Annotated in this window: 17 protein-coding genes and 1 pseudogene; 6 read left to right on the top strand and 12 right to left on the bottom strand. The window is 49.0% G+C overall.

Annotated features, from left to right (window positions below):
• Nucleotides 1-289 precede the first annotated feature (289 nt).
• Nucleotides 290-676 (top strand): annotated as a pseudogene (locus KNP67_RS13535) (GNAT family N-acetyltransferase); the annotation flags it as partial.
• Nucleotides 677-696: 20 nt separating this feature from the next.
• Here KNP67_RS13535 and KNP67_RS13530 read toward each other — a convergent pair.
• Nucleotides 697-1,710 (bottom strand): ABC transporter permease, encoded by a 1,014-nt coding sequence (locus tag KNP67_RS13530; protein ID WP_214756829.1) that lies wholly within the window; start codon nt 1,708-1,710, stop codon nt 697-699.
• Nucleotides 1,703-2,431 carry an ABC transporter ATP-binding protein gene (locus KNP67_RS13525; RefSeq protein WP_214756828.1) on the bottom strand — a complete coding sequence of 243 codons (729 nt, stop codon included), beginning with the start codon at nt 2,429-2,431 and terminating at the stop codon, nt 1,703-1,705. Before KNP67_RS13525 ends, KNP67_RS13530 begins: the two co-directional genes overlap by 8 nt.
• Nucleotides 2,432-2,602: 171 nt before the next feature.
• Here KNP67_RS13525 and KNP67_RS13520 point away from each other — a divergent pair, with 171 nt between their 5' ends.
• The 4 genes from KNP67_RS13520 (at nt 2,603) to KNP67_RS13505 (ending at nt 6,169) form a co-directional block, all read left to right on the top strand.
• Nucleotides 2,603-3,202 (top strand): TetR/AcrR family transcriptional regulator, encoded by a 600-nt coding sequence (locus KNP67_RS13520; protein WP_051627757.1) that lies wholly within the window; start codon nt 2,603-2,605, stop codon nt 3,200-3,202.
• Between the two features lie 168 nt (nt 3,203-3,370).
• Nucleotides 3,371-4,873, top strand: coding sequence for a phytoene desaturase family protein (locus KNP67_RS13515; protein WP_214756827.1), 1,503 nt, complete (start codon nt 3,371-3,373; stop codon nt 4,871-4,873).
• Nucleotides 4,874-5,178: 305 nt separating this feature from the next.
• Nucleotides 5,179-5,631, top strand: a complete 453-nt coding sequence (locus KNP67_RS13510; protein WP_029596163.1) for a LytTR family DNA-binding domain-containing protein — start codon at nt 5,179-5,181, stop codon at nt 5,629-5,631.
• A 13-nt stretch (nt 5,632-5,644) separates the two neighbouring features.
• Entirely contained in the window at nt 5,645-6,169 is a 525-nt protein-coding gene (locus KNP67_RS13505; RefSeq protein ID WP_029596164.1) for a hypothetical protein, read from the top strand.
• A 198-nt stretch (nt 6,170-6,367) separates the two neighbouring features.
• Here KNP67_RS13505 and KNP67_RS13500 read toward each other — a convergent pair whose 3' ends face one another.
• The gene (locus tag KNP67_RS13500; protein WP_214756826.1) at nt 6,368-6,715 is read right to left on the bottom strand and encodes a hypothetical protein; all 348 of its coding nucleotides are present in this window, start codon (nt 6,713-6,715) and stop codon (nt 6,368-6,370) included.
• Nucleotides 6,716-6,781: 66 nt separating this feature from the next.
• Complete coding sequence (locus KNP67_RS13495; RefSeq protein ID WP_214756825.1) at nt 6,782-7,267, bottom strand: hypothetical protein; 486 nt, start codon at nt 7,265-7,267, stop codon at nt 6,782-6,784.
• 141 nt (nt 7,268-7,408) lie between these two features.
• Between KNP67_RS13495 and KNP67_RS13490 the strand changes: the two genes are divergently transcribed.
• Nucleotides 7,409-7,612 carry a hypothetical protein gene (locus tag KNP67_RS13490; RefSeq protein ID WP_214756823.1) on the top strand — a complete coding sequence of 68 codons (204 nt, stop codon included), beginning with the start codon at nt 7,409-7,411 and terminating at the stop codon, nt 7,610-7,612.
• Here KNP67_RS13490 and KNP67_RS13485 read toward each other — a convergent pair.
• The 8 genes from KNP67_RS13485 to KNP67_RS13450 all read right to left on the bottom strand — a co-directional run bounded on the left by KNP67_RS13485 (nt 7,609) and on the right by KNP67_RS13450 (nt 14,467).
• On the bottom strand, nt 7,609-8,082 hold the full coding sequence (locus KNP67_RS13485) for a DMT family transporter (RefSeq protein WP_214756822.1): 474 nt from the start codon (nt 8,080-8,082) through the stop codon (nt 7,609-7,611). The two genes, KNP67_RS13490 and KNP67_RS13485, sit on opposite strands and share 4 nt — an antisense overlap.
• Before the next feature lie 12 nt (nt 8,083-8,094).
• A complete protein-coding gene (locus KNP67_RS13480; RefSeq protein WP_214756821.1) occupies nt 8,095-8,763 on the bottom strand; it encodes a Crp/Fnr family transcriptional regulator in 669 nt (222 codons plus the stop codon).
• 6 nt (nt 8,764-8,769) lie between these two features.
• Nucleotides 8,770-9,195 carry a DMT family transporter gene (locus tag KNP67_RS13475; RefSeq protein WP_029596170.1) on the bottom strand — a complete coding sequence of 142 codons (426 nt, stop codon included), beginning with the start codon at nt 9,193-9,195 and terminating at the stop codon, nt 8,770-8,772.
• Between the two features lie 15 nt (nt 9,196-9,210).
• Entirely contained in the window at nt 9,211-10,149 is a 939-nt protein-coding gene (locus tag KNP67_RS13470; protein ID WP_214756820.1) for a DMT family transporter, read from the bottom strand.
• Between the two features lie 118 nt (nt 10,150-10,267).
• The gene (locus KNP67_RS13465) at nt 10,268-11,161 is read right to left on the bottom strand and encodes a carbohydrate ABC transporter permease (RefSeq protein ID WP_251128374.1); all 894 of its coding nucleotides are present in this window, start codon (nt 11,159-11,161) and stop codon (nt 10,268-10,270) included.
• A 12-nt stretch (nt 11,162-11,173) separates the two neighbouring features.
• Entirely contained in the window at nt 11,174-12,061 is an 888-nt protein-coding gene (locus KNP67_RS13460) for a carbohydrate ABC transporter permease (RefSeq protein WP_214756819.1), read from the bottom strand.
• 43 nt (nt 12,062-12,104) lie between these two features.
• Nucleotides 12,105-13,346: a sugar ABC transporter substrate-binding protein gene (locus KNP67_RS13455; RefSeq protein ID WP_214756818.1), complete on the bottom strand. Its 1,242-nt coding sequence runs from the start codon at nt 13,344-13,346 to the stop codon at nt 12,105-12,107.
• Between the two features lie 146 nt (nt 13,347-13,492).
• Nucleotides 13,493-14,467, bottom strand: a complete 975-nt coding sequence (locus KNP67_RS13450; RefSeq protein WP_214756817.1) for a LacI family DNA-binding transcriptional regulator — start codon at nt 14,465-14,467, stop codon at nt 13,493-13,495.
• Nucleotide 14,468: the final 1 nt, after the last annotated feature.

Raw genomic sequence — 14,468 nt, 5'->3', positions numbered from 1 at the left:
AATTCACTCCCAATATGATTTAGTCCAGTGTACACAAAAAACCTGAGCAATAGACTTTTTTAAGTGTCTACTACTCAGGGTACAGTTTATCTGCTCGGATGCTTTTTTTGATGCAATTGATGATAAAGGAGAGCTGTCTAGAGCAAACCATGCACGTACATCCGAAATGACCGCCAATATATCGTTCGCCTGTCCGAGACGGCCGAAGCAACTTGAATCCATCTGTCTTCAAATTGACGGTGAAACCGAATAGTTAGACCGTGAACCAAGTGAGGCCTATCTTGATGCGCATGCGTGCGAACGGATGATTCAAACAGACCACGACACGGACAACCGTGTCTTTTTCGTCGTCGAAGTCAATCACCATGTCGTCGGTTTTGCTCGCTGTGAAGGTAGCCCACTGAAACGAAAAGCCAATGCGGTCGAGTTCGGCGTCGGCATATTGCAAACATATTGGGGATTTGGCCTCGGCTCGGCGCTGTTGCGCGCTTGTATCGATTGGGCGGTTGCGAACGACATCCATAAAATCAATTTGAGTGTCAGCGCAACGAACGAAAAAGCCGTCGCACGCTATGAGCGTTACGGCTTTGAACAGGAAGGCAGATTGCGTCATGACAAACGCCTGAGCGATGGCAACTACTATGACACGATGAGGGGACGGTTGAATCGGGATTGAGCCAATGGCTCGACTCCTTTTCAATGCCCCCGATACTTCCCGAGCGCTCGCATGTTGAGCAAGTAGAGTACCCCAGCATAGACGATCAAACCGAGCACGTAGACCCAGATGCCAGAGAAGCCGCTGCCGTACACCATGACTTCTTTAATCGCGGTCGCCCCGTAAAAGATCGGCATGACGTAACTCAAGTTGCCGAGTCCGTACGGAATCAAGTCGAGCGGGATTAATCCTGAGAAGAACACTTGCGGGATGATCGTGAACGGAATCATTTGGACGACTTGGAGCTCAGAACGGGCGAACACTGAAATCGTCGCGCCGAACAAGACGGCCGTCCCCGCCATTAAAATCATCACGAGAAACACCCAACCGATATTGCCGAGCGAGGTCAGCCCGAGCACGTAAATCGTATACAGAACGATGAAAACGGATTGAACGACCGCGAACACGCCGTAGCCGAGCGTATACCCTAAGATGACCTGTCCACGTTTGATCGGTGTCATGAGTAGACGTTCGAGCGTGCCACCGCTCCGCTCTTTGACGAGCGCCATCGCGGATAGAATGAAGACGAAGAAGAACGAGAACAGTGACAAGAACACGTAGCCGAACGAATCGAACGTCGATTGGCCTTCTTCCCCATATACATAGTTCATCTCGATATCGGCCGCCGGATTCAATGCCGACAACGCCGCTTGAATCTCTCGTACCGCCTTCGAGGACTTCGTCGACGGCTCTCGGAGCGTGATGGTCGTCCCTTCCTGCGTCGCTTCAAAAATCGCATCGACGTCTTTATTGTCCTCTAAATACCCGAACGGATTGTCGACCGTATCCAACCGGACGTCGAGTGTCTCGGCTTCGAACGCTTCGACGAGTTGCGTTTGCGCGTTCTCATCGAGCACGACGACCGGCACGTAATCCGAGTCACCGAGCAGGAAGTAGACGAGCGTCAAAATCAAGAGTGGTGCGATCAAAATCAAGGCGACACTCCGTTTATCATTGAGCGTCTGAAAGATGACGCGTTTCGCCAAGTTACGCATGATCCGTCCCTCCTTCTCGACCGGCGATGAGGAACAGTTCCTCGACGCGACCGTTCTCCGTCTGATCTAACAGATGCGGCACGGTGTCGTAAGCGATCAAACGGCCGTTATAGATGAGCGCGGCCCGGTCACACTCGAGCACCTCGTCCATGACGTGCGTCGAGACGATGATTGTCGTCCCGTTCGCCCGAATCGCTTGAAACTGATCCCAAATCTGACGGCGTAAGATTGGATCGATTCCGACCGTCGGCTCATCTAAAAACAAGACGTCCGGTTGATGCAGGATTGCGATTGCGAGTGACAACCGTTTTTTCATCCCGCCCGAGAAGTTTCGGACGAGTTTCTTGCGGTCGGCCGTCAAATCGACGAGCGTGAGCACTTCCGTGATGCGTTGTTGGAGCTTCGGTTTGCCGAGCTTATAGATGGAGCCGAAAAATTCAAGATTCCCCTCGGCCGACAAGTCGTCATACAATCCGTCGTTCTGGGGCATGAAGCCGATCTTGTGGAGCATGCTCATGTTTGGCATGATCGTCTCTCCGATTTGAATCGAACCTGTGTCTGCGGCCAAGGCACCAATCATCAGCCGGATGAGCGTCGTCTTTCCCGAACCGGATGGGCCCAGCAGGCAACAGATGTCCCCTGAGTTGATGGTGAAGCCGACGTGGTCGATGGCCAACTGGTCACCGAACGATTTACTGATGTCGTTCAGTTGAATATCCATATTCATTCTCCTTTTCGATACCTTGTTCGAGTACACTGAATTAATAGACACCGTGTTGGTTTATAGGTTCAGTATAGACCTCAGTCGACAGCCCAACAATCGGCAATATCGGCCATCGTGTCGGTTATCAGACAGTTTTCACTCAAGTGTTGGATAAAGGAGAATATTCAGATGGGACATGAAGATTTACGCATCACACGAACGAAACAATTGATTAAAAGTGCCTTCCTCGAGTTGATTGACGAGCATGGGTTCGAGGCGGTCACCGTGAAAGCGATCACCGAACGGGCCGGCATCAATCGCGGGACGTTTTACAGTCACTATGTGGATAAGTTCGACTTGATGGAGAAGTCGATTGAAGCGATTTTCCATGAGGCCGAACTTAAACTCGTCAAAAACCTCCCTCACGTCTTCGGTGAAGAGCGCGGTGAATCATCCTATCAATTGCTCGTCCCGTTCATCCGTTTCATCGAAGACAATAAAATCTTGATGAAGCCGCTCCTCAGACCGAACGGGGACCCGCAGTTCCAGGCCCGGCTCCGGTCGTACATGCATGCGGCGCTGTTCCATCGTTCCCCGACAGTCTTATTCGACGAGACGAAGGCGCTCGTGCCGGCCGATTATCTCGTGTCCTATATTTCCTCGGCCCATATGGGGGTCATTTACGAATGGCTGTACAACGACCGACCCGAAACGGCCGAGGACATCGCCCGCATCATCTATACAATCACGTTCGAAGGGCCGCTGACAGCCGGCGGTCTGAAGCCCTAAGTTTTTTCCCAACATCCACTTTGATCATTTTGTACATTCGAGCCCGATATGCATGTTCATTCTACGCGAAGCAGGGAATAAGAGACGTGATGGCAAACTGTTAGAGTAGACATCACGCGTTTCTACTTAACAATAAAAAATACATGGTGGAAGAAGGGCGAAACACATATGCTAAACGTGAACAAATCAGTGATTGTGATCGGTGGCGGGCTCGGCGGGATTTCCGCGGCCATCTCGCTCGCACAAAAAGGATACGACGTCTCCTTATACGAAAAGAACGACCATATCGGCGGGAAAGTGAATCGGCTCGAACAAGACGGCTTCGGCTTTGACCTCGGCCCGTCGATTTTAACGATGCCTCAAATTTTCGAGAAGCTGTTCGCAGGCAGCAGCAAGCGGATGGAAGACTACGTGCAGATTAAACGGCTCGACCTCGAGTGGCGCTCGTTCTTCCCCGACGGCACGGTGCTTGACCTCTATCACGACTTGGACAAGATGGAGCGCGCCAACCCGACATTGTCTCGGAAAGACATGTATGAATACCGCGAGCTGTTGAAATATGCCGAGCGGATTTACAATACGACAGAGAAGGCGTACTTGAAAGAAGGGTTCGAATCACCGCGCGAAGCGGTCGCGAAGAACGGTCTGTTCTCGACGTTGTTCGGCTTCGATTTGACGTCGACGATGTACGACGGCATCGCTAAACGGGTCAGCAACCCGCATTTACGGACGATGCTGTCGTATTACGTGAAGTATGTCGGCTCGTCCCCGTACAGTGCACCAGCCGTCCTCAACATGATGATATATATGCAGCACGCCCAAGGCTGCTGGTACGTCGAAGGTGGGACGCATAAACTCGCGGAAGGATTGACGAAACTCGCGGAAGAGATTGGCGTCCAGCTCCATACCGGGCAAGGCGTCGTCCGCGCGCACACGCTGAATGGTCAACTGACGGCCATCGAACTCGAAGACGGACGACTCCGCTCGGCCGATTATTTCGTCTCCAATATGGAAGTCATCCCGTTCTATCAAAAGATGGTCGAGGCGGACGAACCGTTCGTCGACAAGCTCGTCGAGAAATATGAGCCGGCCAGTTCTGGCTTCGTGCTCCACCTCGGCGTGAACAAAGCGTATCCGGCGCTCGGCCACCACAACTTCTTCTTCTCGGAGAACTTGCACGAACAAATGGACAAGATTTTCGAGCAGCACGAACTGCCGGACGACCCGACAATTTACTTGGTGAACGTCAATAAGACCGATCCGACACAGGCGCCGCCTGGGCACGAAAACATCAAAATCTTGCCGCACATCCCCTACATCCAGGACAATCCGTTCACGCCAGAGGACTACGCCGCGTTTGAAGAACGTGTCCTCGACAAACTCGAACGCATGGGTTTGGACGGTTTGCGGGAACATACGGTGACGCGTGACGTCTGGACGCCGCACGACATCGAGCGTACGTATGGCTCGGACCGTGGCGCGATTTATGGCACCGTCGCCGATAAGAAACGAAACGGCGGCTTCAAGCACAAGAAGCAGAGCGATCTGTACGACAATCTCTATTTCGTCGGCGGCACGGTCAATCCCGGCGGTGGCATGCCGATGGTAACATTGAGCGGCCAGCAAGTGAGCGACAAGATTGCGAAGCGTGATGGAATCACAACACAATGACCGACTCGTTTTGGGAACGACACCGCTTCAAATTCTATACGATTGGCATGGTCGCTTAACGAAGCCGATTACTACCTTAGTAAAATTCCCTATGGAGAAGCAGATGGACTCACCAATCTGTATTCATCCATAGGGTTTTTATCGTGACAAGATACGATTATCCATTTTGTTTATTAGGCTCAATCTCTATGATGCAACTTATGTGGATATTTCTGTAAAGTGTTCATCTTGTATTGATGAACAAGGAGGTAGTTGCTACACTGATTTCAAATATATGGAGTGGTACATAGGAAGGCGGTTCGTGCATGAAAATCAAGCTCGATATTAGTACCGAGCGCTATGACGAGATTAAGTCTATGCTCGAGGAAAAAGGAATTGAAATAGATGATACGGCCGACCTAGTACTGAGTACATCTACTCCTTTTGTTCAGCATTTGACTGTTAAAGAGAAGGACACGAATGAACGAATCGTGTTACCAGTAGCGGATATTATTTGTATCGAATCCTTTGGCCATACAGTGGAAATTGAAACGCAAGCATCAGTTTATGTCGCTACTGATCGATTATACCGGCTCGTCAGTTTGCTCGATCCGACGTCTTTTTTACGAATCAGTAACTCTGTTGTCATTGCAACAAATCAAATCAACCAAATCAAACCCACTCTTTCCACAAAATTTATCCTTACCCTAACGAACGGAAAATGCGTTGATGTGACAAGGAGCTATTACTATATCTTTAAAGATCATTTTCATATCTGAAGGAGACGAACTTATGAGTATCCCTATTTACATCATCGCGACATGCATCGTTCTATTCACCTTTATTGTGACTGTCACGCTTTATTTTCAGGCCTACAAGCGACACATCAATCAAGCGCTAAATGGCAACTTAAAGACACGTTCTCCGATGGTGCCGCCTTATAAAATCACTGTCATCCTGTCAATTGTTCTCTTAGTAATCAGTGTGTTGATTAGTTATTTTGCAGGATACACCAATGCGTACAAAGCATATGAGGAAGATACCTGGGTTCTCGCTCCGTCTGACATTCAGACATTTTATGCTGAAATTCAAGGAATCGAAGACAATTGGATAACGGTTAAAGGTAATTCATTTAACGATGAAACGAATCAAACGCTTATGGAATATGAAATTTTTGAGGAACAAGTATCCATTTACAAGAAAGAGGAGACGCTCTCTCTATCAGATTTATCCAAAGGTGATTTGATTTTAATCACCTTGTTGACGAACCGTTCGGGCACAGGTGTGTTTAAAATACAGGTAGTGGAGAAGCAGTGAAACGGCAATCAATTTAAAAAGCCATAAAAGTCGAGGCTCTCGAATTTTATGGCTTTTTGGTTCTATTCAGTTCTGCTTGTTGCTGTTCCAATCATCAGCTTTAGCACGAAAATGATTCCGCCTAACACGACAGCATAGGTACCAAGCGAAAAGAGCATGTCTAATACTCGCATATCCATTTTAATCTACTCACTCCATTCAAAAGTTATTTAGACTCAAGATTTTGTTCACATCTTCAATGTACATCGAGTCGACTTCAAATACATCGGTCCCTTCCATCCCACGAGTGAAGAGCATCTTGTCATCTTCTAAAACCCAGACGTTCACCGTCGCCTCCATCGTGAACTCAGATGGATTGTTCACTGTAATGACGTAGTCGGGAATACCCTCGACCTCCGCCTTGGACAGAGGAGTTGTCTCAATTAACTCAAGAAACCGTCCAATTTCCGCTTCGTCCGTGAGCGTATCGCCAGAATAGACGATGGTGCTTTCATCTGTATAAGTTCCGACGACGAGTTCACGACCATTCTCATTACATGCGTTCAAAAATAGTAATCCCACAATTAGATAGAAGACTAGTCTTCGTCTCATCCATCTGCACGTCCCTTTGGTTTACTTAAACTGATTTTTAGACGCATCACGATGCGCTGTCCGCAGTTCATGGTTCGTCACGTGTTCCGAATCAATCAACTCGATTTTTCGGTTCACCCATACCGACAAGAAGATGAACGGGATGAACAAAGCGAGCAGCATGATCGCGAAGATGACGAGTGACCCTTCAATCGCCCAGGCGATAGCGATGAAGATACCAAGCAGGATAATGTTCGCGAGGACGATGCCGAACTCGAGTCGCACGAACTTTTGATAGCGTGCCTCGTCATTGAACGTGAGCAGCAACTTCATCCGGTGCCATGCCCGATAGAGGCTCGGCAATTGGGTCGCCATGATGATGATGGCGAACGTCATGAGGGGGATTTCTTGCGTGAAAATGAAGTAAAAAGCGATTCCTAAAATCGCGAATGTGAGCAGAAGTGCTGTCCGGTTCACTTTCCGCTCGTTCTCGACCATTTGTTTCAGTCGCTCATTCTTTTGAATCATGTGTATCCTCCTAGATAAATCTCATTTCCTTCTTTTACGAAAGGACGGGGAAAAGGTTTCATCACGTACTTGCACAGTGAAACCAATCGTATCGAGTTCCCGTACATAGAAGTAGCATACCAATAATTAGGAGGTATTTCGATGGATATTCTCATTTTAGTCGCCCTGCTCGGCATCGTCGGCTTCATCGTGACCCGCTCTTATACCATTTACCCGTCAACGTTCGGCGACCGCTCTCCCGTTCAACCACGCGCCTCGCTCACGACCAAATGCCCGCATTGCCAAACCGTCGTCAAACGGCAGGAACACGGGCAAACTTGTTCAACTTGTCGAAAATCCTTTTAACTAATCTGCTTTGCTTTTTGATGGGCCGTCTCTTTTTTCCCACTCAACTGGAATAACAATACCCCGCCGACAATCAATACGATGCCGACGAGTGTTTTCCATGTGAACGGGATGGCTTCGAGCCCGAACCAGCCGAGCGTGTCCCATAGGAGCGCGAATAGGATTTGTGACACCATGACGATTGAGATGGCATGGCTCGGTCCGAGCTGTTGGACGCCTTGCGTCACGCTCATGACGACGCCGACCCCAATGATGCCGCTAAACCAATACCACGTCTCCATCCCGGTGACGACGAACAGACCAAATCCTTCACTGATCAATCCGACGATTAGTGATGCCAAGAAGCCGAGGGCGAGCACGAGCGTCGTCGTCGCCCACGCCCCGACCCGTTCTTTCACTTTGGCGTTGAACGTGTTCTGCACACAGACGAGCATGCCGCCCATGACCGCGAGCATCATTCCAAGTGCCATGATATGTCCTCCTCATTCATAAATACTCTCTCCGGCAACAGCAAGCAATCCGGCGCGATCCATGATTGCAATCGACCGACGATCCCGTTCAATCAATCCCTGCTCGACGAAACGCTTGAGCGTCCGGTTGACGTGGCGATAGCTCGTCCCGATCAAATCGGCGATATCGGTCAACTCATCGACGGTCGACCCGAGCGTCGTCTCTTCCGGTGTCATCGACAACAGATAGCTCGCGAGCCGCACATCGACCGGGTAAAACAAGTTGAAACTCATCGACTGCGACTTCATCTCGAACTTTTTCGTAATCCCTGCCAGCAAATAGTGGAGCCATTTCACATCATCCTTAGCATGACGCGCGAGGTCGTCGAAGCGGACGACGATCATCTCGACCGGCGTGACCGCCTCGACCGTGTTCAAGAACGGTGTACGTCGGACGTACTCGATGTCGCCAATCAAATCGAGCGGATATTTGAACGACAAGACGAGCCGCTTCCCGGCCGCTGACGTGTGGGCCACCCGAATCTTTCCACTGACGAGAAAGTGGAGTTGCTCGGCCTTAGCGCCTTGGGTGCAAATCGCCTCTCCCGTCGCATAACGGACGAGCTTAAGTTGAGGACGTACAGCTGATGGGAGTACCTCATCCAGCCCATATCGCTTCATGTAACGGTCAATCTGTTCCATCGCACGTCATCCTTTCAATACGAGAATCCCGACAATCATCATGACGACCCCGAGCAGTTGCGTCCGGTTCAAGTCACGGCGCAACATCCCGAACCAGCCGCGCCAGTCGATGACGAGCGCCAGGGCAAGCTGGGCAATCAAGAACAACGAGATGGTGAGTGTGACACCGAGCTCATGCACGGCTGTCATATTGCTGAACAAGATGAACGCGGCGAACGCTCCCCCTGACAAATAAAGCGGCTCGACGCGGCGCATGTGAATGTACGTCCGGTCGCGAACGAGGAGCATAATCATGAGCGCGACGAGAAAACCCGTCAGTTGCGTCAACGTCGCTGCCTGCCACGTCCCGATACTCGAACTGATGCGAGCGTTGGCGACGCTCTGTAGCGTTAAAAAGAAGCCGCCACTGATGGCGAACAGTACTCCGCGCATGATGTCTCTCCTTCCTTATGATAAACGAATCAGCATGATTCCGATGACCATGACGAGTAAACTGACGAGTTGTATCCCAGTGATTGGGTTCTTGGCGGCACCGAACCAACCGAAGCGGTCGATGAGCAGGCTTCCGCATAGCAAGCCGACAATGACGATGACGACGGCGATGCCGGTCCCGACCATCGGCACGATTAAGACGTTCCCGCCGATGAACAGTGCCCCGATGATCCCACCGAGCCAAATCCACCACGGCTGACCACGTAACACGCGCCATTCGACGCTCGGCCGCAAGACGAGCAAGATGATCAGTAACGTGACCGTGCCGACGACGAACGAAACGAGGGCCCCTTTCAAGGCCGATTCGAGAACCGTTCCCAAATAACCGTTGATGGCCGTCTGTGTCGCACTCATCATCCCGGTCCCGATTCCGACGAGGCGCCAGGCGTTCAAATTGCCGGTTCCGGTCTGCGACGAGGCGACCAGTTTGCCGCGACGACGATTAATCCAGTCCGTGAGCGCGACCGTCCCGACGACGCCGAGCAACACGAGCAAGGCCCCGAATACACGCCACGGTGTGAGGACGTTGACGGTTGAATTGAACCAACCGAAGTGGTCAATCAACAGTCCCATCAAAATCTGTCCGAAGATTGGCATGATGACGGTCTGGACGCTGCCGAGTCTCGGGAACAAGAGGATGTTCCCTGTTAAAAAGATGACCCCCAACAAACCACCCGACCACATCCAAAGCGGTTCTCCTTGGAAAATGGATGATTCAATCCCGAACGACTGCCCGGTGAGCAGTAACGTAAGTGTTAAAAACGTCGTCCCGATTGCGAACGACAGGAACGACGCGACGAACGGTGACCCGACGATGGTGCGCAGACGTGAGTTCACGCTCGTCTGCATCGGTAACAAAATCCCGATGACGAGTCCAATTACAATGGCTAACATAGTCTCTTCCTCGATTCTCTCTATATACTGTGTACGTGTTAAGATTACTACCCACACACTTTAGCATAAAGGACCGATGTCCTGAGTATAAAAAAAAGAACCTTACATGGCGTAAGGTTCACTTCATTCCAGATATATTGTATCCTTCGATGATATGCTTTTGGAAAATCATAAAGATAATGATAATCGGCACAACCATGAATGTGGCCCCAGCCATCTGTAAGGCGTAGTTTCCACCATGTTGCCCCTGTAGAAGCGCTAATCCAACTGACAATGTATAAAGAGCTTCATCATTGGCGATAATAAGCGGCCACAAGAAGCTGTTCCAAGCACCGATGAAAGTCAAAATCCCTTGTACCGCCAAAATCGGTTTTGACATCGGCAAGACGATTGAGAAGAAAATTCGAAACTCACTCGCTCCATCCAAGCGAGCCGCTTCCAGCATTTCCTCTGGAATCGTCGTCATGAACTGACGGAACAAGAATACCCCAAACGCACCAACGAGACCGGGGAGGACAATCCCCATCATGGTGTTCGTCAGACCCATTTGGTTGAGCATCAAATAAACGGGAATCATCGTAACCTGTCCTGGAATCATCATTGTTGCCAAGACACCGACGAACAAGATGTTACTCCCCTTAAACTTATGCTTCGCAAACGCATAACCGGCCATTGCTGTGAGCAATAAACCGAAAAATGATGCAAGTACAATCAACAACGTGTTTTTCAAATACGTTAAAAAGTTTAAATTCACGAATAAATCGATGTAATGTTCGAACGTCACATTTTCCGGTAGGATCGTCAGCGGTAGCGATAAGATTTCCGCATCCGTCTTAAAGGACGATATCACCATCCAGAAGAACGGCAACATAAAAGCGATACCGAGGACGGTCAAAACAAGCGCGACGAGCAACTGCGAGAGTTTGGCTTTTCGTTTATGGTTTAAGTCGGGAAGTGGCGAGAATTTCTCCCGCTTCACATTCACGGCTACCGGTTTTTCATTTGGAATCATGAATGCCCCTCCTTAATAGTTGTTTTCGTTCTTTTGAAGACGGAACTGAATGAGTGTCACCGTAATGATTAGAATGAACAACACGACCGACCCGGCAGCCGCATAACCGAAGTTACTGAGCTGGAAACCGTTGTTGTATATAAACAACGCGAGTGACGTCGTCGAATTGAGTGGTCCCCCCTCGGTCATGATGAGCGGTTCTTCGAAGAACTGAATCCATCCAATCAAAGTTGTTACCGTTACGAAGAAAATCGCATATCGGAGCAACGGAATTGTAATCTTGAACATTTGCTGGAACGTACTTGCCCCATCTAACGCTGCCGCTTCATAGTACGTGCGTGGAATCCCTTGAAGAGCTGCCAAGAAAATAATCATATTGATCCCGACCGCACGCCATACGGCAAGCATGATCAACGATAACTTAGCGATAAACGGATCTTGTAGCCACGGGACGTCTGGAAGGCCGATTGTATTTAACAGGAAATTGAAGAGACCGTACTGCGGATTAAACAAAAATCCCCAAACGACCGCGACCGCTACGACGTTCGTGATTGACGGCATATAAAAGACGACACGGAACCATTCGAAGACTTTGCCAGTCCCGAAATTGATTGCCATCGCAATCGCAAGCGAAAGACCGATCACAATCGGTACCCCAATAACGACATAAACGATTGTGTTCAATAACGCTTGGATGAACACTTCATCTTTGAAGATTTCAATGTAGTTGGCGAGTCCGATCCATTCAATGTTTGCCCAGTTCGCAATTCCCGCCAAATCCATGTCTGTAAAACTCATGAAAAAAGCGATGAATAGCGGCATGATTGAGAACATGAGTAACAAGAGAACAGTCGGCGCGACGAGCAAATATGGCGCTCGATCATTAAGAAATTGTTTCATAAGGTTCTCCTTTAATTAAACGAGAGGGGTTGTACCCCTCCGTTTATTTTAAAATCGACTTCGCTTTTTCTTGGAACACCTTAACTTCATCTTCTACAGTAGCCGCACCGCGATACATTTTCTCAAAGCTCTGCAAATATGTTTGCGCTACTTTTTCCCACGTTGTCATCATCGGCATCGGCTCTGCCGCTTCCATCTGCTCACCGAATGTTTTGAGTTTCTCATCGTTTTTGAGCGTCTCGTTCTCTGCCCAAGTCGCTTTTGTCGATGGAAGTGACTTCGTCATCTCCATCCACTCTGTCTGTGTTTCTGGTTTACTCATATATGCGATAAACTTCGCGGCTTCGTCTTTCTTCTCACTGCTTTCAAAAATACTTAAGTTCGATCCACCGAGGAAGGAGATATTATTTTCTTTCGCTGGAAGAACGGCCGTACCCCACTTCTCTTCAATGTCAGGCATTTGATCATTGATAATGTTAATCATCCATGGCCCACTGATGAACATCGGCACGTTAGGTTCTTCTGCCCCGAACGCCTGCACAACATCAAGCCCTAAATCGATTGGTGCATATCCTTCTGTGAAGTAGTTTGTTAAATATTCTGCGCTTTCGATGAATTCTGGTTGATCAAAGAGCGGCTCTTGATTTTCTGTTAACAGCTCTGAACCATTTTGACGAGCGAACATGAACGATAGCATTTGGTCGTTCGTGTCCAACGTAATCCCGTACATGTCGTCCCCGTCACGAGCCGCAAGTTTTTTCGAAGCGTCTTCTAATTCATCCCACGTTTTTGGCGCTTCCGGGTAACCTACTTTTTCAAGTGCGTCTTTCCGATAATAAAGAACGCGTGTATCGACATACCATGGTGCCCCGTAAAGACCATCCTCGAATTGAACCGTTTCAACCGATCCTTCATAAAAGTTCGATGGATCAAGTTCCGGGTAGTCTTTAACGAGATCTTTCATATTCGCGAGTGCTCCCGCCTCTACGAATTCAGGCATCCAAGACGTTCCCATTTGAACGACATCTGGACCATTTTTCGAAGCGACCGCAGTCAACAGTTTATCGTGCGCTGTATCCCAAGGGATTGCTTGTACTTTGACGTTGACGCCTTCGTTTTCTTTTTCATATTGTTCTGCTAGTTTCGGTAAAGCTTTTCCTTCTTCACCCATCGCCCAAACCGTGATGGTATTTGCGTCATCGCCGCTCGATCCAGAAGAACATCCTGCCAATAGACCTGAAATGATTACCGTGCCCGCTACCGCTGCTAACCCTAACTTCTTCATCTGAATTCCTCCGTTTCTTGATAATCGAAACGTTTCGATTATCGTGTAAAAAAATAATGTTTATACAAAGGTTTTACTGAAAATCAACAGGTTAAACGTTTCTATAAACATTATAGTTCACAATGTATCCGCTTACAATACGTATTTTATCTTTTATTATTTTTTTTTCGAATCGAGGCGTCTTTCATGAACTTTGAAGGGATCGTCTCTTTCGATTTTTCTTTCTCTTCAATCAGATGAAGTAACGCACGAGCCGCCTTCTTGCCCCAGTCAGGCTTCGAATAGCTGACGCTCGCGATCCGAGGCTGCGTATAGTTTGTAATCTCGAGTTTATCAAAGCCAACGAGCGAAATGTCTTCCCCGATTCTGAAAGAAGAGTTTTGCAAGACGTCATAAACCCCGAGCGCCATGTCATCATTTAAACACATGATGGCATCCCCTTCTTCGAGTACTTCAAGTAAGTCACTCGCTGCCCGAATGCCTGACCGTTTCGTGAATTCCCCGGTCCATTCCCGGACGGTTACCCCAGCCGCGTTCGCGCGATCAACGACAACTTTCCGTCGTTCGACAGCATCATGATTGCCGACTGGTCCGTTCACAAGATGGATTTGTCCAGGGTTGGTCTCTAAGATGGCGTCCATCTCTTGATTCATCCCAATCTGATTATCGAGCAACACACAACTGATGTTCGGATGCTCAATCTCACGGTCGAGCATCGTCAGCGGGTGCCCTCGGTCCGCGAACTCTAAAATCTGTTCTTGGGTGAAGCGATGCCCTAAGATGAGCGCCCCATCCACCATGCGTTCGGTCATCAGACGATGTGATTCAGGACCGTTACAAACAATCAACTCATAGCCAGTATCAGACAGCTCTTGGTTGATGCCTTTTAATAACTCTCCATAGAACGACCCGGAATAATCGCCTAAAAACGCTCCGATAATATGTGTCTTTCTCGTTTTTAGCGTCCTCGCCGCGGCGTTCGGCACGTAGTTCAACTCTTCGGCGATTTTAATGATGCGTTGCCTAGTCTTTTCTGTCACTTTCGGACTGCCGTTCAGCGCATATGAGACGGTCGATATCGAAACGCCAGCCTCTTTTGCGATGTCTTTAATTCCTGCCATT

The sequence above is a fragment of the Exiguobacterium sp. s157 genome (assembly GCF_018618205.1).
Taxonomy (GTDB): Bacteria; Bacillota; Bacilli; order Exiguobacteriales; family Exiguobacteriaceae; genus Exiguobacterium; species Exiguobacterium chiriqhucha.
Note: the sequence above shows the minus strand (reverse complement) of the source record. Positions and strands in the feature narration are given on the sequence as shown.

Excerpts from the sequence above, each read along its gene's own strand:
- KNP67_RS13470 (WP_214756820.1), bottom strand. The coding sequence starts at position 10,149 with ATGTTAGCCATTGTAATTGGACTCGTCATCGGGATTTTGTTACCGATG.
- KNP67_RS13510 (WP_029596163.1), top strand. The coding sequence starts at position 5,179 with ATGAAAATCAAGCTCGATATTAGTACCGAGCGCTATGACGAGATTAAG.
- KNP67_RS13455 (WP_214756818.1), bottom strand. The coding sequence starts at position 13,346 with ATGAAGAAGTTAGGGTTAGCAGCGGTAGCGGGCACGGTAATCATTTCA.
- KNP67_RS13505 (WP_029596164.1), top strand. The coding sequence starts at position 5,645 with ATGAGTATCCCTATTTACATCATCGCGACATGCATCGTTCTATTCACC.
- KNP67_RS13485 (WP_214756822.1), bottom strand. The coding sequence starts at position 8,082 with ATGGCACTTGGAATGATGCTCGCGGTCATGGGCGGCATGCTCGTCTGT.
- KNP67_RS13525 (WP_214756828.1), bottom strand. The coding sequence starts at position 2,431 with ATGGATATTCAACTGAACGACATCAGTAAATCGTTCGGTGACCAGTTG.
- KNP67_RS13495 (WP_214756825.1), bottom strand. The coding sequence starts at position 7,267 with ATGATTCAAAAGAATGAGCGACTGAAACAAATGGTCGAGAACGAGCGG.
- KNP67_RS13450 (WP_214756817.1), bottom strand. The coding sequence starts at position 14,467 with ATGGCAGGAATTAAAGACATCGCAAAAGAGGCTGGCGTTTCGATATCG.
- KNP67_RS13465 (WP_251128374.1), bottom strand. The coding sequence starts at position 11,161 with ATGATTCCAAATGAAAAACCGGTAGCCGTGAATGTGAAGCGGGAGAAA.
- KNP67_RS13480 (WP_214756821.1), bottom strand. The coding sequence starts at position 8,763 with ATGGAACAGATTGACCGTTACATGAAGCGATATGGGCTGGATGAGGTA.
- KNP67_RS13515 (WP_214756827.1), top strand. The coding sequence starts at position 3,371 with ATGCTAAACGTGAACAAATCAGTGATTGTGATCGGTGGCGGGCTCGGC.
- KNP67_RS13520 (WP_051627757.1), top strand. The coding sequence starts at position 2,603 with ATGGGACATGAAGATTTACGCATCACACGAACGAAACAATTGATTAAA.
- KNP67_RS13475 (WP_029596170.1), bottom strand. The coding sequence starts at position 9,195 with ATGCGCGGAGTACTGTTCGCCATCAGTGGCGGCTTCTTTTTAACGCTA.
- KNP67_RS13490 (WP_214756823.1), top strand. The coding sequence starts at position 7,409 with ATGGATATTCTCATTTTAGTCGCCCTGCTCGGCATCGTCGGCTTCATC.
- KNP67_RS13460 (WP_214756819.1), bottom strand. The coding sequence starts at position 12,061 with ATGAAACAATTTCTTAATGATCGAGCGCCATATTTGCTCGTCGCGCCG.
- KNP67_RS13530 (WP_214756829.1), bottom strand. The coding sequence starts at position 1,710 with ATGCGTAACTTGGCGAAACGCGTCATCTTTCAGACGCTCAATGATAAA.